General features: G+C 59.0%; 16 protein-coding genes. 9 read left to right on the plus strand and 7 right to left on the minus strand.

The window, feature by feature from the left end:
• Nucleotides 1-5: 5 nt before the first annotated feature.
• Nucleotides 6-1,034: a polysaccharide biosynthesis/export family protein gene (locus tag ACT01B_RS10005; protein ID WP_445147460.1), complete on the minus strand. Its 1,029-nt coding sequence runs from the start codon at nt 1,032-1,034 to the stop codon at nt 6-8.
• 670 nt (nt 1,035-1,704) lie between these two features.
• Here ACT01B_RS10005 and galE point away from each other — a divergent pair.
• Nucleotides 1,705-2,712 carry a UDP-glucose 4-epimerase GalE gene (gene galE, locus ACT01B_RS10010; protein ID WP_445147203.1) on the plus strand — a complete coding sequence of 336 codons (1,008 nt, stop codon included), beginning with the start codon at nt 1,705-1,707 and terminating at the stop codon, nt 2,710-2,712.
• Nucleotides 2,713-2,842: 130 nt separating this feature from the next.
• Here galE and ACT01B_RS10015 read toward each other — a convergent pair whose 3' ends face one another.
• The 4 genes from ACT01B_RS10015 to ACT01B_RS10030 form a co-directional block, all read right to left on the minus strand.
• Nucleotides 2,843-4,063 (minus strand): alkaline phosphatase family protein, encoded by a 1,221-nt coding sequence (locus ACT01B_RS10015; RefSeq protein ID WP_445147204.1) that lies wholly within the window; start codon nt 4,061-4,063, stop codon nt 2,843-2,845.
• Nucleotides 4,064-4,150: 87 nt separating this feature from the next.
• Nucleotides 4,151-4,456 carry a DUF2252 family protein gene (locus tag ACT01B_RS10020; RefSeq protein WP_445147461.1) on the minus strand — a complete coding sequence of 102 codons (306 nt, stop codon included), beginning with the start codon at nt 4,454-4,456 and terminating at the stop codon, nt 4,151-4,153.
• A 106-nt stretch (nt 4,457-4,562) separates the two neighbouring features.
• Complete coding sequence (locus ACT01B_RS10025) at nt 4,563-4,970, minus strand: hypothetical protein (protein ID WP_445147205.1); 408 nt, start codon at nt 4,968-4,970, stop codon at nt 4,563-4,565.
• Between the two features lie 371 nt (nt 4,971-5,341).
• On the minus strand, nt 5,342-6,373 hold the full coding sequence (locus ACT01B_RS10030; protein WP_445147206.1) for an NAD(P)H-quinone oxidoreductase: 1,032 nt from the start codon (nt 6,371-6,373) through the stop codon (nt 5,342-5,344).
• Nucleotides 6,374-6,493: 120 nt separating this feature from the next.
• Here ACT01B_RS10030 and ACT01B_RS10035 point away from each other — a divergent pair, with 120 nt between their 5' ends.
• The 4 genes from ACT01B_RS10035 to ACT01B_RS10050 all read left to right on the plus strand — a co-directional run bounded on the left by ACT01B_RS10035 (nt 6,494) and on the right by ACT01B_RS10050 (nt 9,580).
• A complete protein-coding gene (locus ACT01B_RS10035; RefSeq protein ID WP_445147207.1) occupies nt 6,494-6,874 on the plus strand; it encodes a LysR family transcriptional regulator in 381 nt (126 codons plus the stop codon).
• Between the two features lie 42 nt (nt 6,875-6,916).
• Complete coding sequence (locus tag ACT01B_RS10040) at nt 6,917-7,387, plus strand: LysR substrate-binding domain-containing protein (protein ID WP_445147208.1); 471 nt, start codon at nt 6,917-6,919, stop codon at nt 7,385-7,387.
• Nucleotides 7,388-7,710: 323 nt separating this feature from the next.
• On the plus strand, nt 7,711-8,562 hold the full coding sequence (locus ACT01B_RS10045; protein WP_445147209.1) for a fumarylacetoacetate hydrolase family protein: 852 nt from the start codon (nt 7,711-7,713) through the stop codon (nt 8,560-8,562).
• Nucleotides 8,563-8,716: 154 nt separating this feature from the next.
• On the plus strand, nt 8,717-9,580 hold the full coding sequence (locus ACT01B_RS10050) for an enoyl-CoA hydratase/isomerase family protein (RefSeq protein ID WP_445147210.1): 864 nt from the start codon (nt 8,717-8,719) through the stop codon (nt 9,578-9,580).
• Nucleotides 9,581-9,825: 245 nt separating this feature from the next.
• On the opposite strand, the gene ACT01B_RS10055 is transcribed toward ACT01B_RS10050, so the two are convergent.
• On the minus strand, nt 9,826-12,336 hold the full coding sequence (locus ACT01B_RS10055) for a TIM-barrel domain-containing protein (protein WP_445147211.1): 2,511 nt from the start codon (nt 12,334-12,336) through the stop codon (nt 9,826-9,828).
• Between the two features lie 562 nt (nt 12,337-12,898).
• The gene (locus ACT01B_RS10060) at nt 12,899-13,045 is read right to left on the minus strand and encodes a hypothetical protein (protein ID WP_445147212.1); all 147 of its coding nucleotides are present in this window, start codon (nt 13,043-13,045) and stop codon (nt 12,899-12,901) included.
• 113 nt (nt 13,046-13,158) lie between these two features.
• On the opposite strand from ACT01B_RS10060, the gene ACT01B_RS10065 reads away from it, so the two are divergent.
• From ACT01B_RS10065 to ACT01B_RS10080, 4 genes are all read left to right on the plus strand, one after another.
• Complete coding sequence (locus tag ACT01B_RS10065) at nt 13,159-13,542, plus strand: VOC family protein (protein WP_445147213.1); 384 nt, start codon at nt 13,159-13,161, stop codon at nt 13,540-13,542.
• Nucleotides 13,543-13,742: 200 nt separating this feature from the next.
• Entirely contained in the window at nt 13,743-14,354 is a 612-nt protein-coding gene (locus ACT01B_RS10070) for a response regulator transcription factor (protein WP_445147462.1), read from the plus strand.
• Between the two features lie 210 nt (nt 14,355-14,564).
• Entirely contained in the window at nt 14,565-14,900 is a 336-nt protein-coding gene (locus ACT01B_RS10075; protein WP_445147463.1) for a response regulator transcription factor, read from the plus strand.
• Complete coding sequence (locus ACT01B_RS10080) at nt 14,897-20,404, plus strand: trifunctional serine/threonine-protein kinase/ATP-binding protein/sensor histidine kinase (RefSeq protein ID WP_445147214.1); 5,508 nt, start codon at nt 14,897-14,899, stop codon at nt 20,402-20,404. Before ACT01B_RS10075 ends, ACT01B_RS10080 begins: the two co-directional genes overlap by 4 nt.
• The last annotated feature ends 83 nt before the right edge of the window (nt 20,405-20,487 follow it).

The raw sequence follows: 20,487 nt of genomic DNA on the forward strand, positions 1-20,487 counted from the left end.
AAAATCTAGTGGGTCGCGCTGTAATTGGCGGCGGCCGCAGTGCTGATAATCGAGGCCGAAGGTAGCAGTTGGCTCAAGAAACGATTCCAACGCGTGATGCCGGCGGCGCCGACAAAGACGACATCGCCTGGCCTTACCCGGAATTCGTCACCCAAGGCAAACGCCTCCGGTGAGCGGGCATCGAGCTGAAAGACCTTGGCCCGAGTGTTTTCGAGGTTCCTCGCACCACGAATCACATAGACCTCCCTGCCACTGGACGTAACGGGATTAAGTCCACCAACACGACCCAAGGCCTGCGTCAGCGAGAGGTCCGCGACCGTCCTGAAGCTCACCGCCGATGGACGCACCACTTCGCCCATGACATAGACTTCCTTGGTGTCGTTATAGGGCAGGAACAGGCGATCTCCGGGCTTCAGGTAGATGTCTTTGGCGATGCTCTGCCCGTTGCCAAAGGTCGACAGGTCGAGGTGGTAATCATGCCCATCGCGACTCAGGATCAGATCCGACAAGTTGGCCTGATCCGGGTTGACTGTTGCGAAGCCCATCGCCTGCCCAAGGGTTAGCGGAACCGCCGTGATCGTTTGGGGATCAGTCTTCATGAACGCGCCCTGGAACAGCACGTGCTGGCTGTTGAAGCCCACTACGTTGACGTCAACCTGTGGTCTCTCGACGAACTTGGCGAGCTTGGACGTAATCATCTCGCGGAGTTCCTCGAGCGTGAGTCCGCTCACCTTGAGGATGCCGATATAGGGGTAGAACAGTGTCCCGTCCGAGCGGACCAATCGGCCATTGGCCTGCGTCTGTTGCTGCATGCCAGCCGGCGATGTCAGCTCTGGATGCTCCCACACGGTGATGTAAAGCGAGTCACCGGGGCCAATACGATAGGGCTCCGGTTGAAACGTAAGAAGAGCATCGGGCACTCCGGCATTCAACGTCGCCGCTTGGCCCGTCGCCAGCAGCTCCGGAGTAATCGTTACGAGCTCGACATGGCTGTTGTCTGTCGGTGTTCCGCGGACAAGTCGGTCGCTGGACATGTTTTGTCCTGGAGACCACACGCACCCGTGAACAAGTAGTGCGGAAGCAAAAATGATCAAAGCTGATTTTGTTTTCACGATCAGTGGCCCCTTATTCAAGAAGGCTAACCACGGAGAGGGCAATTCACATGTCAATTGCGTGAATTGCTACCAGAGTCGCGAGCTCAACGATTCCCTGGTTTCGTGTGCTACGCACCCTATTCGAGACGCCACGAAAACGCGGCGACGACTTCTTCTTGATTGATCTTGCTTTGCGTGTCTCCCTTGCCGGTTTTGAAAGCCGTAAGGGGATGTGACAAATGACATAGATCGCGTGAACAGGACATAACAATGAATCGGCGAAGCTGAATGTCCGCTGCATAGCCGTATATGCGTCCCAACTTTCTCCCGCAATTGAAGCAAGAGCGAACATGCTCGATGAATGAGAATGAAACGATGTCGCTCTGTAGATGATCGGAGGTTCGCGATTCTTTCTAGACTTGGGAAATGCCTACATTGCAAGTCGCTTGAACATCGTCAGTCACCCGCCGACCAACGATAGAGTACGGGAATAGTCGGCTTCGAAACGTGGCCGCTTCGCGGAGGATCGCGAGTGGAAAGTTAGCTCAGGTGGTGACCAAGGGACTGTTGTCCGTTTCGAAGGTCCGCGTGAGAGGGTCGGGAAGGGCGCATGAAAGTACTTGTTTGCGGCGGAGCGGGGTATATCGGGAGTCACACTTGCGTGACTCTTCTTGAGCACGGCCATGACGTGGTTATCTTCGACAATTTTTCCAACAGCTCACAAGTTGTCGTGGATCGCATCGGTGAATTGAGCGGCGCAAGCGTGCGCTTCGTGCGCGGTGACGTTCGCGACCAGGACGCGTTGGAAACGCTTCTGGCGGACGGGGTTGACGCCGTAATCCACTTTGCGGCACTGAAAGATGTAAGTGGTAGTTGCCAGCAGCCGCTGGTCTACTTTGAAAACAATATTGTCGGCACAATCGCGCTTCTGCACGCCATGCAGTCCGCGGGAGTGAAAAATCTGGTGTTCAGTTCATCGGCTACGGTCTATGGCGAGCCAGAGGCTGTACCTATCACGGAAAGCGCACCACTGAGGGCAACCAATCCCTACGGCCTCACGAAGCTTGTGATGGAGCAGGTCATCGGTGAGTTGTGCAAAACAGATCCGGAGTTCAGTGCGATTTTGCTGCGCTACTTCAATCCAGCGGGCGCACATCCAAGTGGTCATATCGGAGAGGATCCCAATGGCGCACCCAGCAATCTTCTTCCCTACGTGGCGCAGGTGGCGGTGGGCCTGCGCGATCGCCTCGACATATTCGGCAACGACTATCCCACCCGCGATGGCACAGGCGTTCGCGACTATATTCATGTCATGGATTTGGCTGACGCACACGTGAAAGCGTTGCAGAAGCTGGGTCAAGGGGGCTGCGTCACACTTAACCTGGGTGCCGGGCGGGGTCATAGCGTGCTTGAGGTGGTGTCTGCGTTTGAATGCGCTTCGGGTCGAAGGGTGCCCTATCAGTTTGTCGCGCGTCGCCATGGTGACGTCGCTGAGGCGTGGGCTGATCCCTCCCGAGCGGAAAAGATACTGGGCTGGCACGCTCAATATAACTTGCGGCGCATGTGCGAGGATGCTTGGCGCTGGCAATCGGGTCACCCCAATGGCTATCGGTCGTGACGCATGCTGAGTAGCGGAGGGAGTAGGGCATACGCCCCCTGTGACAGCACTGCCGTAGGTTCGAGATCGCGCGGGTCAACACGCGTGTGCGCTGGGCTGATGGCCGCTTAGCAGTTTCTGTGTCATCTCTTTAGTGGGGCGCCCCGGCAGTGCTGTTTGTCTGGCCGGGCTTGTTGGGCTGAGTGAAGATGTCGGCTCCAAAAACGTGAAGTTCAGAGCGGCCGGCATAGCCCAGATAGCTCAGCCCAAACCACCATTCCATACTTCGCAACGCGGCGTAATGGTTGTACGGCGCATGGGATATGGTGCCAGGCCTGATGAACGGTGAGAGGAGGACTGCACCGATTCGGCCACCACCAGGGCCATACTTGCCGGGCTGGGGACCGCCAGGCAAAGCACGTTCTCCGCAACATGCCCTGGCATCGGTGCCCTCGTCAAAGGTGATCATGAGTAAGCCGTCTTGTTGGAAGGCTTGCGATGCGACGATACGAGGGACCCAAGCGCGGAGGAAGGCGTCTGCCGATACCGGGCCGCCTTTCTCTCCGTTCAAACACGGAGCATCGTGGCCGTCGTGACATAGATCGGGTGTGATGAACGCCAGGTTGGGGGTGGTGTTTACCTGTGCCAGATCGGTAGCCAACGCATTCAAAGGCACGACGTGCAGGTTGCAATAGGTCCGATCGTCGATAATCGAGTGAAAGTAAATAAAAGGATTGTGTTTATCGGCGTAACGATCTGAGACAGTTTCGCGATTGGTATTGTCGTGCGTGCCGATAACGGCATGACCACAGCGTGCGGCTTCACGCGAAGGATCACTACCCATGCCCTCCATGTATGCCTTCCAGTCAAGGCCTGCATGACGCAGCTGATCAGCGATAGTTCTTACCTGAGCGGGATAGATGCATCCCTGACCTGCAAGCTGGCCATTGGCATCAAGTTTTTCATCGCTTGGGTTGAACTCGGCAAATTCGGGACAGTCCTCCTGCGTCGCTGGATTTGGACCTTGGCCGCTGATAAGCGAGATGTAGTTATCGAGGCTGTTGTGGCCGATGCCGTAATACTGGGTCAGCAGCGCACCCTGGCGGGTCAGATCGTGCGCCAGGTAAGGGGAAAGGGATTCCTGGCCGAAAGTAAACTCGTACGCTTCGTTCTCGAGCATGATAACGAAGACATGGTGGATCGGCTCAGGTACTGCGGCAACTTGCGCACGGACCGGTGTGGCGATGGACATGTAGCCGATCGATCCCAGCGCCAAGATGACGGCAGGGACTGGGTGCTTGACGCGAGCTATCCAACGCCACATCTTTGTCAGGCCATTCCAGATATGAAGATCGTACTTAGATGCAAGCATGATCTTGGGTGGGACGACTGACCTCATCGCAGCCCCGAGTCGAGCGGGAGCCAAATGATCTCACGACCGGGAATGACTGGACACACGCTACAGCCTCCAATATTGCTGGAGGTTAACTGGGACTGGGAGAGCGGACCCTCGTGCCGACATGGCCAATGACAGACCCAGGCGAACTAAATCATTGGCAGGGTTGCCTATGGTCGTTTGGTCGAGATCGCGGATTTGTACATCGATATCGCCGTTGGTATCAGCAATCGGTCCGATGTTACTCACGTGGCAATCACCGCAGATCCATATCCTGGGCCCCTGCGGCAAATGGCTCTCGGCCGTCGCCAGCCACTCGAAGAACTGGACTGCGTCGCCGCGCGCATTAGCATGTGCGGATTTGACCATTTGAGGATCACGCAGTTGGGTCAACAGCGGGCCACGTTGCGCAGGGGATGGATATCTCTTTGCCACTTTTTTGTCATTCTGTTCAGTTGATCCTCACTAAGTCGTGTTAGCGCCGTAGACGCTTCACATTGCTACGCGATCGCTGATGAAACGGTTTCAGTCCCGCAGCCATTAATCCCGCTGAAGCGGTCGTCAGACCGATCATCGAGTTGATAGCGCTACGATTGGAGCCTAGCGGCAGGGGATGAAACAGCATGCGCTGCCAGAGCTCGAGCGACCTGAATGACATGGCCATGATCGAATCGGTTGACGCTTCAACTTTTTCCTCGATCATGCGCTGAACCTCTCGCTCTTGTCTTCGCTTTGGAGTCGTTGCCGAACCCAGCTGGTAACTTCGACGCGCGATCACCTCAGCAGAGGCCCAGAGCATTTCGCTGGAGCGCATTGCCAGGCCCATCCATGCGCTCAAGGCGTCTGCAGGAGCGCTGCTTCGGGGATTTTGATGGATTGCCATGAGGTATTCCTTTGTTTGATTCCGACTTCTATAGCGCTGCCCGGGTGAGTCAGACGTGCATTTAGGCGAAGCCGCTTTCCCGCTAGGGTCCCAAGGCATGCTTTTCACCCTCCACGAAGTGGCCGAAGGCCGCGAGCGAGCGGACGCGGTCACAGTGAGGTGGCCCGGCTTTTTCGGACACGTGAATTAAGCACCCGCAGCCTCGTGGTCCACAACCACGGGCGTGCGGTATGGCGTGGAGGGCAATTTGCGCACCTGCGGCGTAAGACTCGGAAATACAGGGACATCGAACGCTCTCCAATGCAGTTTGAACTATGCGCTGATCCTAAGTGGTGCCCCTTGGCATGGCGGCGGTTTCGCAAGTCGACTTATCAAGCTCTGATAAGTGCCGGGGTCGTTAAGACTATCTTGCCGAAGTGCGCGCCCGAGTCGATCAACGCGTGTGCTTCGCGCGCATTTTCGAGGGAGAAAGTCTGATAGACCTGCGGTCTAAAGGCCCCCGCGTCGATGAGCGGCCAAACCTGTGTCTCCAGCTCAAAAATAATCGCAGCCTTGTCTTCGTAGGTGCGCGAGCGCAGCGTCGACCCAGTGAGCGTAAGACGTTTGGACATTAACGGGAACAGGTCCAGATCCTTGGCCGGGCCCTTGAGCACGCTTACTTGAACAATGCGACCGTTCATCGCTGCGGCCTTGAAGTTTCGTGCCACATAATCTCCTGCAATGATGTCGAGGATCACGTCCACGCCCTTGCCACCCGTGAACTCATCAACCTTTGTTACGAAATCCTCTTCAAGGTATCGGATCGCGTGGTCGGCTCCCAGACGCAGGCTCGCTTCACGATGCGCCTCAGTGCCGACGGTTGTGATGATTTGCGATGCGCCCATCGCCTTGGCAATCATGGTCGCGGTGGTGCCAATGCCGGAGGCTCCGCCGTGAATCAGCACCGATTCGCCGGCCTGCAACTTGCCGCGCTGAATCAGGTTTAGCCACACTGTCATGAGTGTCTCTGGCATCGCCGCGGCCTCCGTCATGTGAAGACCGATCGGCAGCTTCATGGTGAGATTGTGGTTAGCCACTGCATACTCTGCATAGCCGCCGCCCGTCACGAGCGCGCAGACCAGGTCGCCGCTCTTGAAGCGATGCACATCAGCGCCCGCAGCGACGACTTCGCCTGCGATCTCTAGCCCCGGGATATCGGACGCGCCAGGCGGGGGAGCGTACTGGCCCTTGCGTTGGAATACGTCAGGTCCGTTGACGCCTGCGGCATGGATTCGGATCAACACCTCGTTGGCCTTCGGTTGCGGCACGGGACGCTGCGCCGGGACCAGCACCTCAGGGCCGCCTGGCCTGCTGATTTCTATCGCCGTCATGGTTTCGGGCACGGATGGAAGTGATTCGAACATGGGAGCCTCGCAACGAGCGGATGATTGTTGGACGGCGAAAGCATATGCTTGGCGAGTGATGAATTCGCGCAGCGATTTTCACGTCCATGGATGCATAAATGCATCAATGTGGAGGCGGCCTTGAACTGGGACGACACTCGAATCTTTTTGGCGATCCAGCGAGAACGCAGCTTGCGCGGCGCGGCCCGATCGGTTGCTCTCGATCAGGCCACAGTCGGCAGACGTCTCGCGGCGCTTGAGCGGGCGCTCGGCGCGACGCTGTTTTTGCGCACATCGAACGGCTATGTGCTGACCCCGGTGGGTGAGATCGCACTGCGTGCCGCAGAAAAAATGGAGCAATCGGCGAATGATCTCGTCCGACAGACCCAAGGCGTTGATGAGCGCCTCGCTGGTGAAGTGCGCGTGACCACGACCGATACGATCGCGCTCGAATTCGTCATGTCCGCCATCCGCAGCCTGCACGCAGAACATCCAAACGTTCGTGTTTTGCTCGACACGTGAACACACGTGCAAAATCTCGCGAAACGCGAAGCTGATCTTGCCGTGCGTACCATCAGGCCCGAGAACCCGGACCTTCTCGCCCGTAAGCTGGCCGCCTGGCCGATGGGGCTCTATGCGTCAGCAAACTATCTTGAACAGCACGGCGAGCCCGTTCCAGGTACAGCCTTCGAAGGCCATGACATTGTGTGCTACCTGCCGTACATGCAAACACGCCAGCGACCTACGCTGGTAGGCGAGCCGATTCATGCAGGGCGGATCGTCAGTGGACTAAATTCGAGTCTGACGTTACGCGCGGCAGTGCGCGGAGGACTTGGCCTTGGCGAATTACCGGTGCTGATCGCCGAGCGCGATGGTCTCGTCCGTATCTGGCCGGAACGCATCAGTGCCTCGGCTTATGAGGTGTGGATGGTCACGCACAAGGACCTGCGGCACACGGCGCGCGTGATCGCCATGATTGATCACATTGCGCGGGTGTTCGAAGCAGCGCCGCCCACGAATCTTTCGCGACACTGACGGCGGCAAGGGCGAGGTCGGCTACATCGTCCACTTGAACACCGCTCTTTGGCTGCGGGTCCAACGCGGCTGACGCACGAAGCTGCGTTTCTAAACTGGTATCGATGCCCACCGCGGCATTCCGACAAACGGATCGGGCGGCAGAACAAAAACCGTCCATGGCCATCGTTCTCCTTCACAAGACCTAGCATCGGTTGTTGGGATCATCGCCATGCCGCGTCGGCACAGCAGCGGGCTGTAACGCCGACACGACGCCCATCGAGTAGTCGTCCTGCCAGGCATGTTTGCACCCAGGCTCGTATCCAACCTCACGGGAGGAACCCATGCGCATCGCCAACTTCGAGCGGGAGGGTCTCGCGGGGATCGCTGGGGATGACGGACTTGGCTGGCGTGGCTTCAGCGAAAACGAGGCCGGATTTCCAGGCACCCTGGTGGAACTGATCCAGGGAGGCGCGGATCTGTTGCAGGTTGGCAGGAGCCTCCTGGCCGCCAATGCGCTGGAACTCGATGTAGCCCGGTTCCTTCCTCCGGTACCTAATCCAGCCAAGATCCTCTGCGTTGGCCTCAACTACAGCGACCATTTGAAGGAGACCGGGCTCGATAAGCCGGCCTATCCCGAGATCTTCGCGCGCTTCGCCACCAGCTTGATCGGTCATCACGAGCCCATCAGGCGGCCACGCGAATCGTCTGCGCTCGATTTTGAAGCCGAGCTCGCCGTGGTGATCGGCCGGGGAGGGCGGCGTATCCATCGCGACAAGGCCCTTGAACATATAGCGGGGTACTCGCTGTTCAACGATGCGACGCTTCGCGATTTCCAGTTCCGCACGCCGCAGTGGACGCTGGGGAAGAACTTTGATGGCACCGGTGCGTTCGGCCCATGGCTGGTCACCCCGGATGCGTTGCCGGCGGGCGCGAGTGGCTTGCGCATCCAGGGCCGCCTCAACGGTCGGGTGATGCAGCAGTCCAGTACTGACCTACTTATCTTTGACGTGCCTGTGCTGATTGAGACGATCAGCACGGCCATAAGTCTGGAGCCTGGTGACGTGATCATCACGGGAACCCCTGGCGGCGTCGGCGCAGCGCGTAAGCCGCCAGTCTTCATGCAGCCAGGCGATGTGTTCGAAGTAGAGATCGAGAAGATCGGCATCTTGAGCAATCCCGTCCAGGATGAATGAGCGGAGCGATCGGCTCCCACCTTTCGTTTTACCTGGCCTGGGCCACGCGGACCCGTCTCGCGCTCACTTCTGAACTTGTTGCAAGACTTCGCCTTGCTTATACGGGCGACGCTCAAGCGCCCCTTGTCATGACCATCGATTTGGAGCCGCACCCATGCCTTATTCCGACTACAAGTGTTTCCAATTGTCCTTCGATGATGGCATAGCCTTCGTCAGCATCAACCATCCGCCAATCAATCTTTTGGATGAAGTGCTTTCGCCGGAATTTGACCGGCTCGCCCGGGAGCTTGAAGTTGATGACAGTGTCCGCGTTGTCATCTTGCAGAGTGCCTTGCCGGAATTTTTCATCGCCCACTCGGGACTAGGTCGAGTCGGGGCCGCCTCCAAGACGGTGTCGCACACGCGCAGCTTCCGCCTTACGCAGATGATCGGCGAGCGCTTAAGAAACATGCCCAAAGTGACCATCGCCAAAATCGAGGGGCGGGCCCGAGGTGGCGGAAGCGAGATCGCGTTGGCTGCCGACATGTGCTTCGCCGCGATCGGCAAGGCGATCTTCAGTCAGCCAGAGGCCGCGATCGGACTCGTTCCGGGTGGTGGTTCCACACAAAGGCTACCGCGGCTTGTCGGGCGCGGTCGTGCGCTGGAGGTGCTGCTGGGTTGCAACGACTTCCCAGCGGAATTGGCCGAGCGCTACGGTTACATCAATCGAGCCTTGCCAGCTAATGAACTATCTACCTTCGTGGAAGCACTGGCACGCCGCATCGCCTCGTTTCCTGCGCATGCCATAGCCCATGTCAAGGCGGCCGTCGATGCGGGAGCATTTGGGTCCCTGGCGGAGGGACTTCTGATAGAGGCCCACGAATCCGACCTCAGCGTCGCTAGCGAGGTGACGCAGGCCCGGGTCAGGGAAGTCATGGCGGCCGGCGCCGAAACATATGACAGCGAGTTGGAGATGGATTTCTTGTCGAAACTGGGACGCGCGTCCACAGACGGGCTGAAACTTAGAACAAATACTTAAGTCTCGGTACAAATCCCCGGCACCGGTTCCTTAGACGGCCACCCCGTTTGCGGCTTGCTGCCGCAAACGGATCAACAGGGTGCAGCCGCCCTCGGAATCTAGGAACTCGACAGGCCGCCTCCCGCCAAGGGCCGGAAGGGGTGTGGCAATCGATTCTTTCACCCAGCCTGACGCATCCCAACCCAGAGGGTTCGCCGCGCTCCTGGACGAGGATTTACGCAGCCGCGATTAGCCTCTCTTGATGATCAATGTCGACTGCCATCGTCACGGAGGCTGGTGACTGCGGACTGGGCTGCGGGCAGGATTTCATGAAGGTGTGCGATCTCCTCGGCGGCGTGCTCGGGGTGGTAACCGATGCGATCACCGGTCTGCATGGCATCGATGAGCGGATCGGGCGGAGAGGTGCGCGGCAAGGTTCGTTGCAGTGAATCGTAGGTACGACGCAGGCTGGCCATGATGCCGGCGAAACCATCAAGCTCGGCGCGACGGGCGGTTGATCCGTCGGAGCGGCGAACTTCAATGATCAGCTTGGTGGCGGTGCTCTGCGCGGGGACGGGGATGACGGTGGTGAGGGTGTTGCCGACAAAGCTCCAACCCTTGGAGCCGGGCTCGGCGTGGGCAATGGGCTTGCCATTGACAGTGACGGACGTGGGTGGCCAGTCAGCGGGCAGGCGCAGTTCGTAGGCGCGAGTCTTCAACATGCCGGGGTATTGGCCCTCGACGGGACCGATCTCGACGCGAAGGGTGTCGCCGGTTTCGGTTGACTTGATGGGCGTGCGGGCGAAGACACCACTCTGATAGAGGACGGACACACCAGAGTCCTCATATACGGAATAGTCGGACGACGTGCCCGAGGCGAGTGGCCAGATGTTGACGATGAGCGGATCGACTGGCTTTTGACCGGTGTACTCCATAGGCGGTTGCATGGGGACGATCGCCCCGGCCTTGAGGTAGACGGGCACCTGATCGATGGAGAAGCTGCGCTCGACCGTGGTGGGGCCGGTGAAGTGCTTGCCCGTGGGCCACTCGATCCACTCGCCCTCGGGAATCCAGACCGACTCAGTGGCCAGGCCGGAGACTGCATCTACAGGCGTGGTGACGGGCTCGACGAGCATCTGGCTGCCGAAGGCGTACTCATCTTTATGGGTATAGGCGGCGCTGGCGTTTGGCCAGTCGTAATAGAGCGGATGCACGAAGGCTACGCCGGTGTCGTAGGTGCTGCGTGCCTCGGTGTAGATGTAGGGCTCGAGCGCAGAGCGGAGCTGAAAGGCGGAGCGCATGATGGCCGCATACGGCTCGGGATAGGCCCAGATGCGGCGCTCGGCGTCAGGGTTCTTGGTAGTGTGGGTGCGCAAAATGGGACTGAAGGCACCGAACTGTACCCAGCGAGTGTAGAGCTCGGGGGTGACTATGCCGGGCATGTGGCCGCCGATGTCGTGGCTCCAGTAGGCGTAGCCCACGTTGGCAGCGGTGGCGGTGAACCAGGGCTGGAAGGCGAGCGAGGGCCAAGAGGTAATGACATCGCCGGAGAAGCCGATCTGGTAACGATGGTTGCCAAGACCGCCCCAGCGATGGAAGAGCAGCGGGCGCTTGCCCTCACGCTGCTGATCAGTGAAGTGGAGGTAGTTCAGCCACCAGGTGTTGTTTACCCCGGGCAGTTTGGTGTTCGGCTCTTGCTGCCAGTCAAGCCACCAGAAGTCGATGCCCTGCTTCTCCAGCGGACGAAGAACCAGGTTGAAGTAGTTGCTGGCCCAGAGTTTGTTGGTGGGGTCGAAGGGCACGTACTTCTTGGAGGCGGGGTCGATGCCCATGGCCCGAGCCATGTCGGCGTAGTGCGCCTCCCAGGGCTGAATGCCGGAGGCTGGGTGGAGATTGAGGGTGACCTTCAGACCTTCCTCGTGGATCTTCTTGAGGAAGGAGGATGGATCGGGAAAGAGCACCTTATTCCAGGTGTAGCCGGACCAGCCAAGATTCTCTCCGGACTGATCCTTCTCACCCACTGCCTCGAGCTGGTCGTGGCTGATGTGCCAACCCATATCGATCACCAGGACGTCGAGCGGAGTGGAGTTCTGGCGGAAGCCTTTCACCAGGTCGTCGAGCTCCTGATCGGTGTAGTCCCAGTAGCGCGACCACCAAGTGCCGAAGGCGAAGCGCGGTGGCAGTGGAATACGGCCTGCGACGCGGACGTAATCGCCCAGAGCCTTGCGGTAGTCGTGACCGTAGCCGAAGAAGTACCAGTCTGAGTAGGAACTGTGATGCTCGCTGGCAGGGCGCTCCATGACCCAGGGCCAGGGGCTCTCTTCGCCCCGGAGGAAGCGGAAATCAGAGGAGTCGAAGAGAGGGCGTGTGGAGTCATCGACGAGTGCCCAGCCAGAACGGGAGATGAGACCTTCTCCGATGGGTTCGCGCGTCTTGTCGCCCCGCGCTTCGTCGAGGGTTCGAGTGGTTCCCTGAAGATTTTCCGGGTCGTCCATGCCGGGATGCCAAGCGACAGCGTGGCCGTCAACGCTCAGGTCGATGGAGAGATTATCGGGCGTGAAGTGGCCATCGCCGGTTGGCGTGTAAGCGAGAGTGAGGGCACCGGTCTTGAGCGTGAGCTGCTGGCCACTGATTTCTTTTTTGAACTGCGGCACGGGCAGGTCGCGATTGAGAAAGACCAAGGAGGCGTGGTCTTCGAATTTGCCGTCGGCAGACCACTCCATGCGGATGAGTTGCGGAGTGAGCACGGTAAAGCGAGCGTGATCGAAAATCACCACGGCCCTGGGATCGGCGATCGGATTGTCGGCAGGCGGAATCTGCTCGGTATGGGATACGAATGCGGCCGGCTCCGGCGCAGCAGCGCGCGACGGCTGGGCAATAAGAAAGGACGTGAAACCAAGAGCAAGAACGAGCAGAACAAGGCGCCTCACGAAATTCGACACAGATCCCCCCGAGAATGGTCGCCGGTAAGCTTGGCCGGCTGTTGAAAAAGTCTCGCCACGCGCGGCGATGATAGTCGCAGTGGCAGAGAGTACAACCTGATGCCCAGTCCCGACGTCCAGCAGCTTGGCATGTTCTTACCGGTGCCGGTGGGCGGTATGCGCCTGCCCACGGCATCTTGGTTCACACGGCGCCCCGCATGCCGTCTGCGAGGAACAGTGCCGCCCACGAAGCACCAATCACTCCGCCTCCGATCACGGCGACCGTTCGACCGGAAACGTTCAAGGTTGGGCTTTGTGGAATCGACTTGGCCATTCTCCCGAGTGCCGGGGCAGGGTGATTAGCCCGTGTTATCGAGGGTAAGTCAATTCGCTGCTCCTAGCCGCACTAGACCAAGGTTTAGTGCACCCAACCATCGCACAGCCAGCCTGCCAGTCGATTGTAGGCCGCGCGAGTTTCGCGTACTGCGATCGTGCGGGTCGACACCCAGAGATTGATGCGATCGACCACGGCGCAATACAAGCCAACGGCGGTTTCTTGCATCATCGACGTCGCCATGAATTTCGTCGCTGCTTGATGGGTCGCGCAGCCGACTTGCTTACTCACTGCTCGCCTAGGTGGCCTTCGACCAGACCAGGGAAATAAAGTAGGAGCAACCCATGTTCAGTCATGTTGTGGTCGGCACGAACGACCTGGAAAGAGCCAAGCGTTTCTACGATGCAATCCTGGGTACGCTGGGCCATGGCGAGGGCCTGAGCCGGGCTCAGGGCGACTACATCTATCTCTCTGAAGGAGCCTCGTTCGTCATCACGCGGCCGATCAACGGACAACCAGCCTCACGCGCCAATGGCGGCACGATCGGTTTCGTCTGCCAGTCGAGCGACCAGGTAGAGCTCTGGCATGCCGCCGGGATCGCCAACGGTGGCGAATCGATCGAGGACCCACCCGGAGTGCGGAATACCGAGGCTGGTCCGCTGTATCTCGCTTATATGCGCGATCCGGACGGCAACAAGCTCTGCGGACTGCATCGCCTTGTAGGTTGACGCGAGGGCCAACAGGCCAGCGCGGGGAGGGTAGTCGGCGTGATTTGTTTCATTCAGACGAATGAAACGGCGCCCTGCCGGGCAGGAAAGTTGACCGAACACCGCGGCGGAGTATCATTTCGACACTTGCACAGCGATGGAGCACTTCGGTGGATCTTCAATCGCTAACGAAAGCGATTCCGGACTCAAATACCTGCGTTGTGGTCATTGACGACGACACGGAATTTCGCGAATCACTCGAACGACTGCTGCGGTCGGCCGGTCTACATGCTCGCATTTTTGCGTCGATAGCCGAGTTTGCGAGATCGGAGCCGCCTAACAGCCCTACGTGTCTAGTTCTCGACGTGAGAATGCCAGGACGGAGCGGGCTAGAGTTTCAGCGCGATCTTGCGGAGGCGGGCATGGCGCTCCCCATAGTCTTCATTACCGGACACGGCGACATCCCGATGACCGTGCAAGCAATGAAGGCTGGTGCCATCGAGTTTCTAACGAAGCCGTTCCGAGATCAGGATCTTCTGGACGCCGTGAATGTGGGGCTCGCGCGCGACCGCGCACGCCGCGAGAACGAAGAGTCACTCAGCACGCTTAGGGATCGATTTGAAGAACTGACGCCGCGTGAGCGGGCGATTCTGATTCAAGTTGTCCTGGGCCGGCTGAACAAGCAGATTGCCAGTGACTTGGGTATCACCGAAACCACGGTGAAGGTTCATCGCAGCAATATGATGCATAAGGTCAAGGCCGCTTCGCTCCCAGAACTCTGCCGAATGGCGCAAAAACTCGGCCTGCTGCCGAAGAATCTCGAAGACGCGTAGTTGCTAAGGCGTAAGGTCGACGCGTCATGGGGCGTCAATGCGCTTGCACCTAAACCAAGGCTCTAAAGGCGAAGTACTCTCGGCAATGGCGTGGCGCTCGTCCCGGCTGTCGAGAGGGATGTTGCGGCAGCGATTGACGCATCAGAGGATGTCATGTCCGAGCCACACTTGATCTCCATCGTCGATGACGACGAGTCCTTTCTCGACTCTATGCGAAGACTACTCAAGTCGCACGGCTACATCGTTGCGGGGTTTCCGTCCGCAGCCGAATTTCTCGCGTCAACTCAACTGTCCCTGACTGCGTGCTTAGTCGCAGACATTCAAATGCCTGCAATGACCGGTGTCGAGCTCTACAAGCATCTGATCGGGGAGGGGTGCGTTATTCCTACGATCCTCATCACGGCCTATCCGGATGATGGCGTTCGTCGACACATGTTGAGGTTGGGAGTCTGTTGCTACCTTCACAAACCACTGGACGAGGCCGCCCTGATCGATTGCCTTCGTTGTGCTCTCGCGCGGGACAAAACGCCTAGAGCTGCGCCATGACCGCACCCGCCGCAGGACGGGATGAAGGATCTCCAGAAGTGCTATGGGAGGCCGCCGAGCAAGTCTTCTGCAGACTTCGGTACGACGGTGTTGAGGGTGATCGATACGCCTTCATGCGGACGCACTCTGGCACCGAGCATCCCATGTTTCAGGGTGCCCGTCGCCTGATGCACGAATACGAACTCAAAGACTACCTCGATGCTGCCTGGGCGTTGCGGCCCGTCGAACTCGTGAGCGAGGACGGGCAGACCACGCTATTTGTCGAGTTTTCGGGAGGCGTCCCCCTCGATAGCCTCATCAGCCAGCCTATGGAGATGGGACGATTTCTACCCTTGGCCATTGCCATGGCCTCCGCAGTCGGCCGGCTTCACGGGCGTTGCCTCATACACAAGGACATTAAGCCTGCCAACGTGATCGTGGACCCGGCCAAGGGGCACGTCTGGCTCACCGGCTTCGGCATTGCATCTCGCCTCCCACGCGAGCGCCAATCGTTGGAGCCCCTCGAGTTTGTCGCAGGAACGCTCGCCTATATGTCGCCCGAGCAAACCGGGCGCGTAAACCGCTCCATCGATTCCCGTAGTGACCTTTACTCGTTGGGCGTGACCTTCTACGAGATGCTGACAGGCAGTCTCCCGTTCACCGCCTCCGATTCGATGGAGCTGGTGCACTGTCATATCGCAAGACAGCCCATAAGTCCCAGCGCGCGCGCTAGTACGGTGCCGGGTCCGGTCTGCGCGATCACGATGAAGCTCCTGAGCAAGATTGTCGAGGCGCGATATCAGACGGCAGCTGGCGTCGAAAGCGATCTCCGCCGCTGCCTCTCGGATTGGGACGTACATGGACGAATCCGGGACTTCGATCCGGGCGATGGCGACACGCCGGATCGGCTGATGATCCCCGAAAAGCTGTACGGGAGAGACCGCGAGATCGACGCCCTTCTCACCGCGTTCGATCGGATAGTCGCCGGTGGCAGACCGGAGATGGTAATCGTTTCTGGTTACTCTGGCATCGGCAAGTCCGCCGTAGTGAACGAACTTCACAGGCCACTCGTTCCCCCAAGAGGCCTGTTCGCATCAGGGAAATTCGACCAGTACAAACGCGACATCCCGTACGCCACGCTGGCCCAGGCCTTTCAAAGCCTTGTCAGGCCCCTTCTGAGCAAGAAGGAGGAAGATTTGGCCAAGTGGCGCGATGCGCTGTGCGACGCACTGAATCCGAACGGACTTCTCATTGTCGAACTCGTGCCTGAGCTCAAACACGTCATCGGCGAGCAGCCACCCGTTCCCGAGCTCCCGCCGCAGGAAGCGCAACGGCGCTTTCAGTGGGTTTTCGCACGGTTCATCGGTGTATTCGCGCGACCGGAACATCCGCTCGCGCTGTTTCTTGACGACCTACAGTGGCTCGACGCGGCAACGCTGGACTTGCTCGAGCACTTGTTGACGAATGCCGACCTGAAGTATTTGCTGCTGATCGGCGCGTATCGTGACAACGAGGTCAGCGCCACCCACCCCTTGATCCGCAAACTCGATGCGATCCGTCAGGCCGGGGCTGCGTTGCAGGACATCGTTCTCACGCCGCTCGGACGCGACGACCTGTGTCAGCTGCTGACGGACTCCCTTCACTGCAGACCGGAACACGCCGGCCCGCTGGCGAATTTGATTCACGATAAGACGGCAGGCAATCCATTCTTCGCGATCCAGTTTCTCTCTACCTTGGCCGACGAGGAGCTCCTCACATTCAACTATGGCACGAGAAGTTGGGCCTGGGACCTTCGCCGCATTCAAGCAAAGGGCTTTGCGGAAAGTGTGGTCGAGCTGATGGTCGGGAAGCTCAACCGCTTGCCGAAAGAGACACAGAGTGCGCTTCAGCGGTTCGCATGCATAGGTAACCGTGCAGGGTTCGAGATGCTGCGAATGGTCTATCAGGGCTCGATCGAGAACATGCACAACTGCCTTTGGGAGGCTGTGCGGTCTGGCCTGATCTTCCGCTCAGATGACTCCTATCGATTCCTCCACGACCGCGTGCAGGAGGCGGCGTACCTGCAGATTCCCATAGAGAATCGGGCTGAGGCTCACCTCCGTATAGGCTGGATCCTCGTCGCGCACATGGATCCGGCCGATCGAGAGGAAGCCATCTTCGAAATTGTCAATCAACTGAATAGGGGGGCACACCTCATCACGTCGGTGGACGAGCGCGAGCAGGTGGCGGAGCTTAACCTGATGGCGGGTCGGCGCGCGAAGAGCTCGACAGCATACGAGTCGGCGCTGAAATACCTTCGAGCCGGCAGTGCCCTGTTGACGGAGGAGACCTGGAACCGCAACTACCCGCTCGCCTTCTGGACCGAATACCTGATAGCCGAGTGCGAGCTGCTGAGCGCGGAAAAGGTCTCGGCTGAAGATCGGCTTCTGCGACTGACGCGGCGCGCGAACAATCGCCACGATTTCTGCGTTGCTACGCGTTTGCGGCTTACGCTCTACACCGCCATGGATCGAATGGATCGGGCGGTGGACGTATTTCTAGATTGGCTCCGTCGCGAGGGTACGGTGTGGTCCAGCCGCCCGAGCCGCGACGATGTGCAGAGCGAATATCGGCGAATTTGGACTCTGCTCGGAAATCGAAGCATCGAAGATCTCGTGGACCTGCCCTTAATCGCGGATCCGGACGTCCTCGACACGATGGACGTGTTTACAGAGATCATGACGCCCGCACAGGCGTCCGACGAAAACTTGTCCTCCCTCGTTCTCTGCCGGATGGTCAATATCAGCCTCGAGCATGGCAACTGCGACGCCTCGTGTTTCGCCTACGTTTGGGTGGCCATGTTCGCGGGGCCGCGCTTCGGCAACTACCCGGACGGATTTCGGTTCGGCCAGCTGGGGTATGACTTGGTCGAGAAGCGTGGGCTGACACGTTATCAGGCCCGAATATGGATGAACATGGGGTCAACCGTTCTTCCATGGGCCAAGCACCCTGTGAGCGGGCGTGAGCTCGTGAGGCGCGCGTTCGATGCCGCATATCGAATCGGCGACTTGACCTTCGCTTCGTATAGCTGGGACCAACTGGTAACAATCTGCTTGGCCGTTGGGGATCCACTCGCGGAAGTCCAGGCGGAATGCGAGAACGGTAGAGCGTTTGCCGAGCGCATGCGGTTTGGATTTGTCGTCGAGTTGTGCGAGCCGCAACTCGGCCTCATCCTGACCTTGCGTGGACTGACGCCGACGTTTGGGCTCTTGGATCATCAGGGCTACAACGAGCACGACACGGAGCGGCGTCTCACAAGCAATCCGAATCTGGTGTTTGCCGAATGCTACTATTGGATTCGCAAGTTGCAAGCCCGCTTCTTGGCGGGCGAATTTGCCTCGGCAGTCGAAGCCTCACTGAATGCGGATCGACTGATCTGGACTTCCGCTGCGATGTTTGAAAGCGCGGAGCACCGGCTTTACGGTGCACTCGCGCACGCAGCGAGCTGGGATTCGGCATCTCCCGACCTGAAACTGAAGCATCTTTCCGCATTAAGGGAACACCACGCGCAGCTCGAGATCTGGACCGAGCACAATCCAGTGACTTTCGAGAACCGCACAGCGATCGTTGGTGCGGAGATCGCACGCATTGAAGGCCGCACGCTGGATGCGCAGGTCCTCTACGAGGAGGCCATCCGTTCGGCGCACGCACAAGGCTTTGTCCATAATGAAGCGCTCAACAGCGAGCTTGCGGGGCGCTTTTACGCAGCACGTGGATTCGAAAAGATCGCGAATGCATACTTGATAGATGCGCGCCACTGCTACCTGCGCTGGGGGGCGAATGGCAAGGTTCGACAACTTGAGCGGCTCTATCCGCACCTCAGGGCAGAGATCAATCCGATCTCTGAACCCACAACCACGATACACGCGCCAGTCGAGCACCTCGATCTGGCGACCGTGATAAGAGTGTCGGAAGCGGTCTCCGGCGAGATCGTTCTGGAGAAACTGATCGACATAATCATGCGCACGGCCATTGAGAACGCCGGCGCCGAGCGAGGCCTGCTGATTCTTCCGCGAGGCGACGAGCATCGAATAGAAGCAGAAGTCACGACCACTTCCGAGAACGTGAATGTCGATCAACCACAGGCGATCGTGACCGCAGCGGATCTGCCTGAATCCGTCTTTCGCTACGTCCTAAGGACCAGGGAAACCGTCGTGCTACATGACGCATCGAGCCAAGGTGAGTTCACGGCCGACGACTACATTCGCCAGCATCACTCACGGTCGGTGCTCTGCATGCCGATACTCAAGCAGAGCAGGTGGCTCGGGATGCTCTACCTGGAAAACAGCCTGACGATCGATGTCTTCACACCCGCCCGACTAGCCGTTCTCAAGCTGCTGGCATCGGAGGCCGCCATCTCGATGGAGAACGCGCACCTTTACCGCGATCTTGCCGAGCGCGAAGCCAGAATCCGACGCCTGGTGGATGCCAACATCATTGGAATCTTCTTTTGGGATCTCAACGGCAGGATTCTCGAAGCGAATAATGCGTTTCTCAATATGGTTGGATACGACCATGAGGATCTCGCATCAGGGTGCCTCCACTGGACCAACCTGACGCCGCCAGAATGGCGCGGTCGTGACAACAAAACGTCCGTGCCGGAACTAATGGCGACTGGTCGCGTGCAGCCTTACGAGAAGGAGTTCTTCAGGAAGGATGGCGGCCGCGTACCTGTCTTGATCGGTGCGGCAAATTTCAAGGAAGATGTGTACCAAGGTGTCGCATTCGTGCTCGACCTGACGGAGCGAAAGAGAGCGGCGGAGGCGATGCGCGAGGTGCAGATGGAGCTCACGCATGCGAACCGCCTGGCTACGATGGGGCAGTTCGCAGCGTCGATCGCGCATGAAGTCAACCAGCCGATCGGTGCGGCGCGCAACAACGCCAACGCGGCGCTGCGCTTTCTCGCTCGAGATCCCCCCGATCTGGCGGAGGTTCGTGAAGCGATCGCGTGCGTGGTCAACGATACCTACCGGGCGGGCGGGATCATCAGTCGGATTCGCGACCAGGTCAGGAAGGTGCCGCCCCTAAAGGAGAGCGTCGACCTGAACGATGCAATCAGAGACGTGATTGCGCTTGTGCGAGACGAGCTGTCGAAGCATCGCGTTTCGGTACAAACGCAGCTCGCGGAGGGTCTGCCACCGTTTCACGGGGATCGAGTTCAGCTGCAGCAGGTGATGCTAAACCTGATCCTAAACGCGATAGAGGCCATGGCCAGCGTCGACGCCTACTCTCGGACAATGGTGATCTACACCGAATCGAGCCCCTCGGTGGGCCTCCTTGTCACGGTCGCTGACTCGGGCCCCGGCATCGCTTCTGGGGACCACGAGCGGATCTTCGAATCCTTCTACACCACCAAGTCCGGTGGCGTGGGAATCGGCCTGTCGATCTGCCGATCCATCATCGATGCACACGGCGGAAAGCTGTGGGCGGACGCCCGCGAGCCGCACGGCGCCGCTTTCAGGTTCACGTTGCCAGCGCTTCACTGAGCCAAGGTTCAGTGCGCTCAACCATTTGCGCAAGCTCTCGGTTCGCTGCGTGAGGATCGTCCGCGCTTCGCGTGCGACAAGCC

The organism is Dyella sp. Tek66A03 (assembly GCF_052567735.1).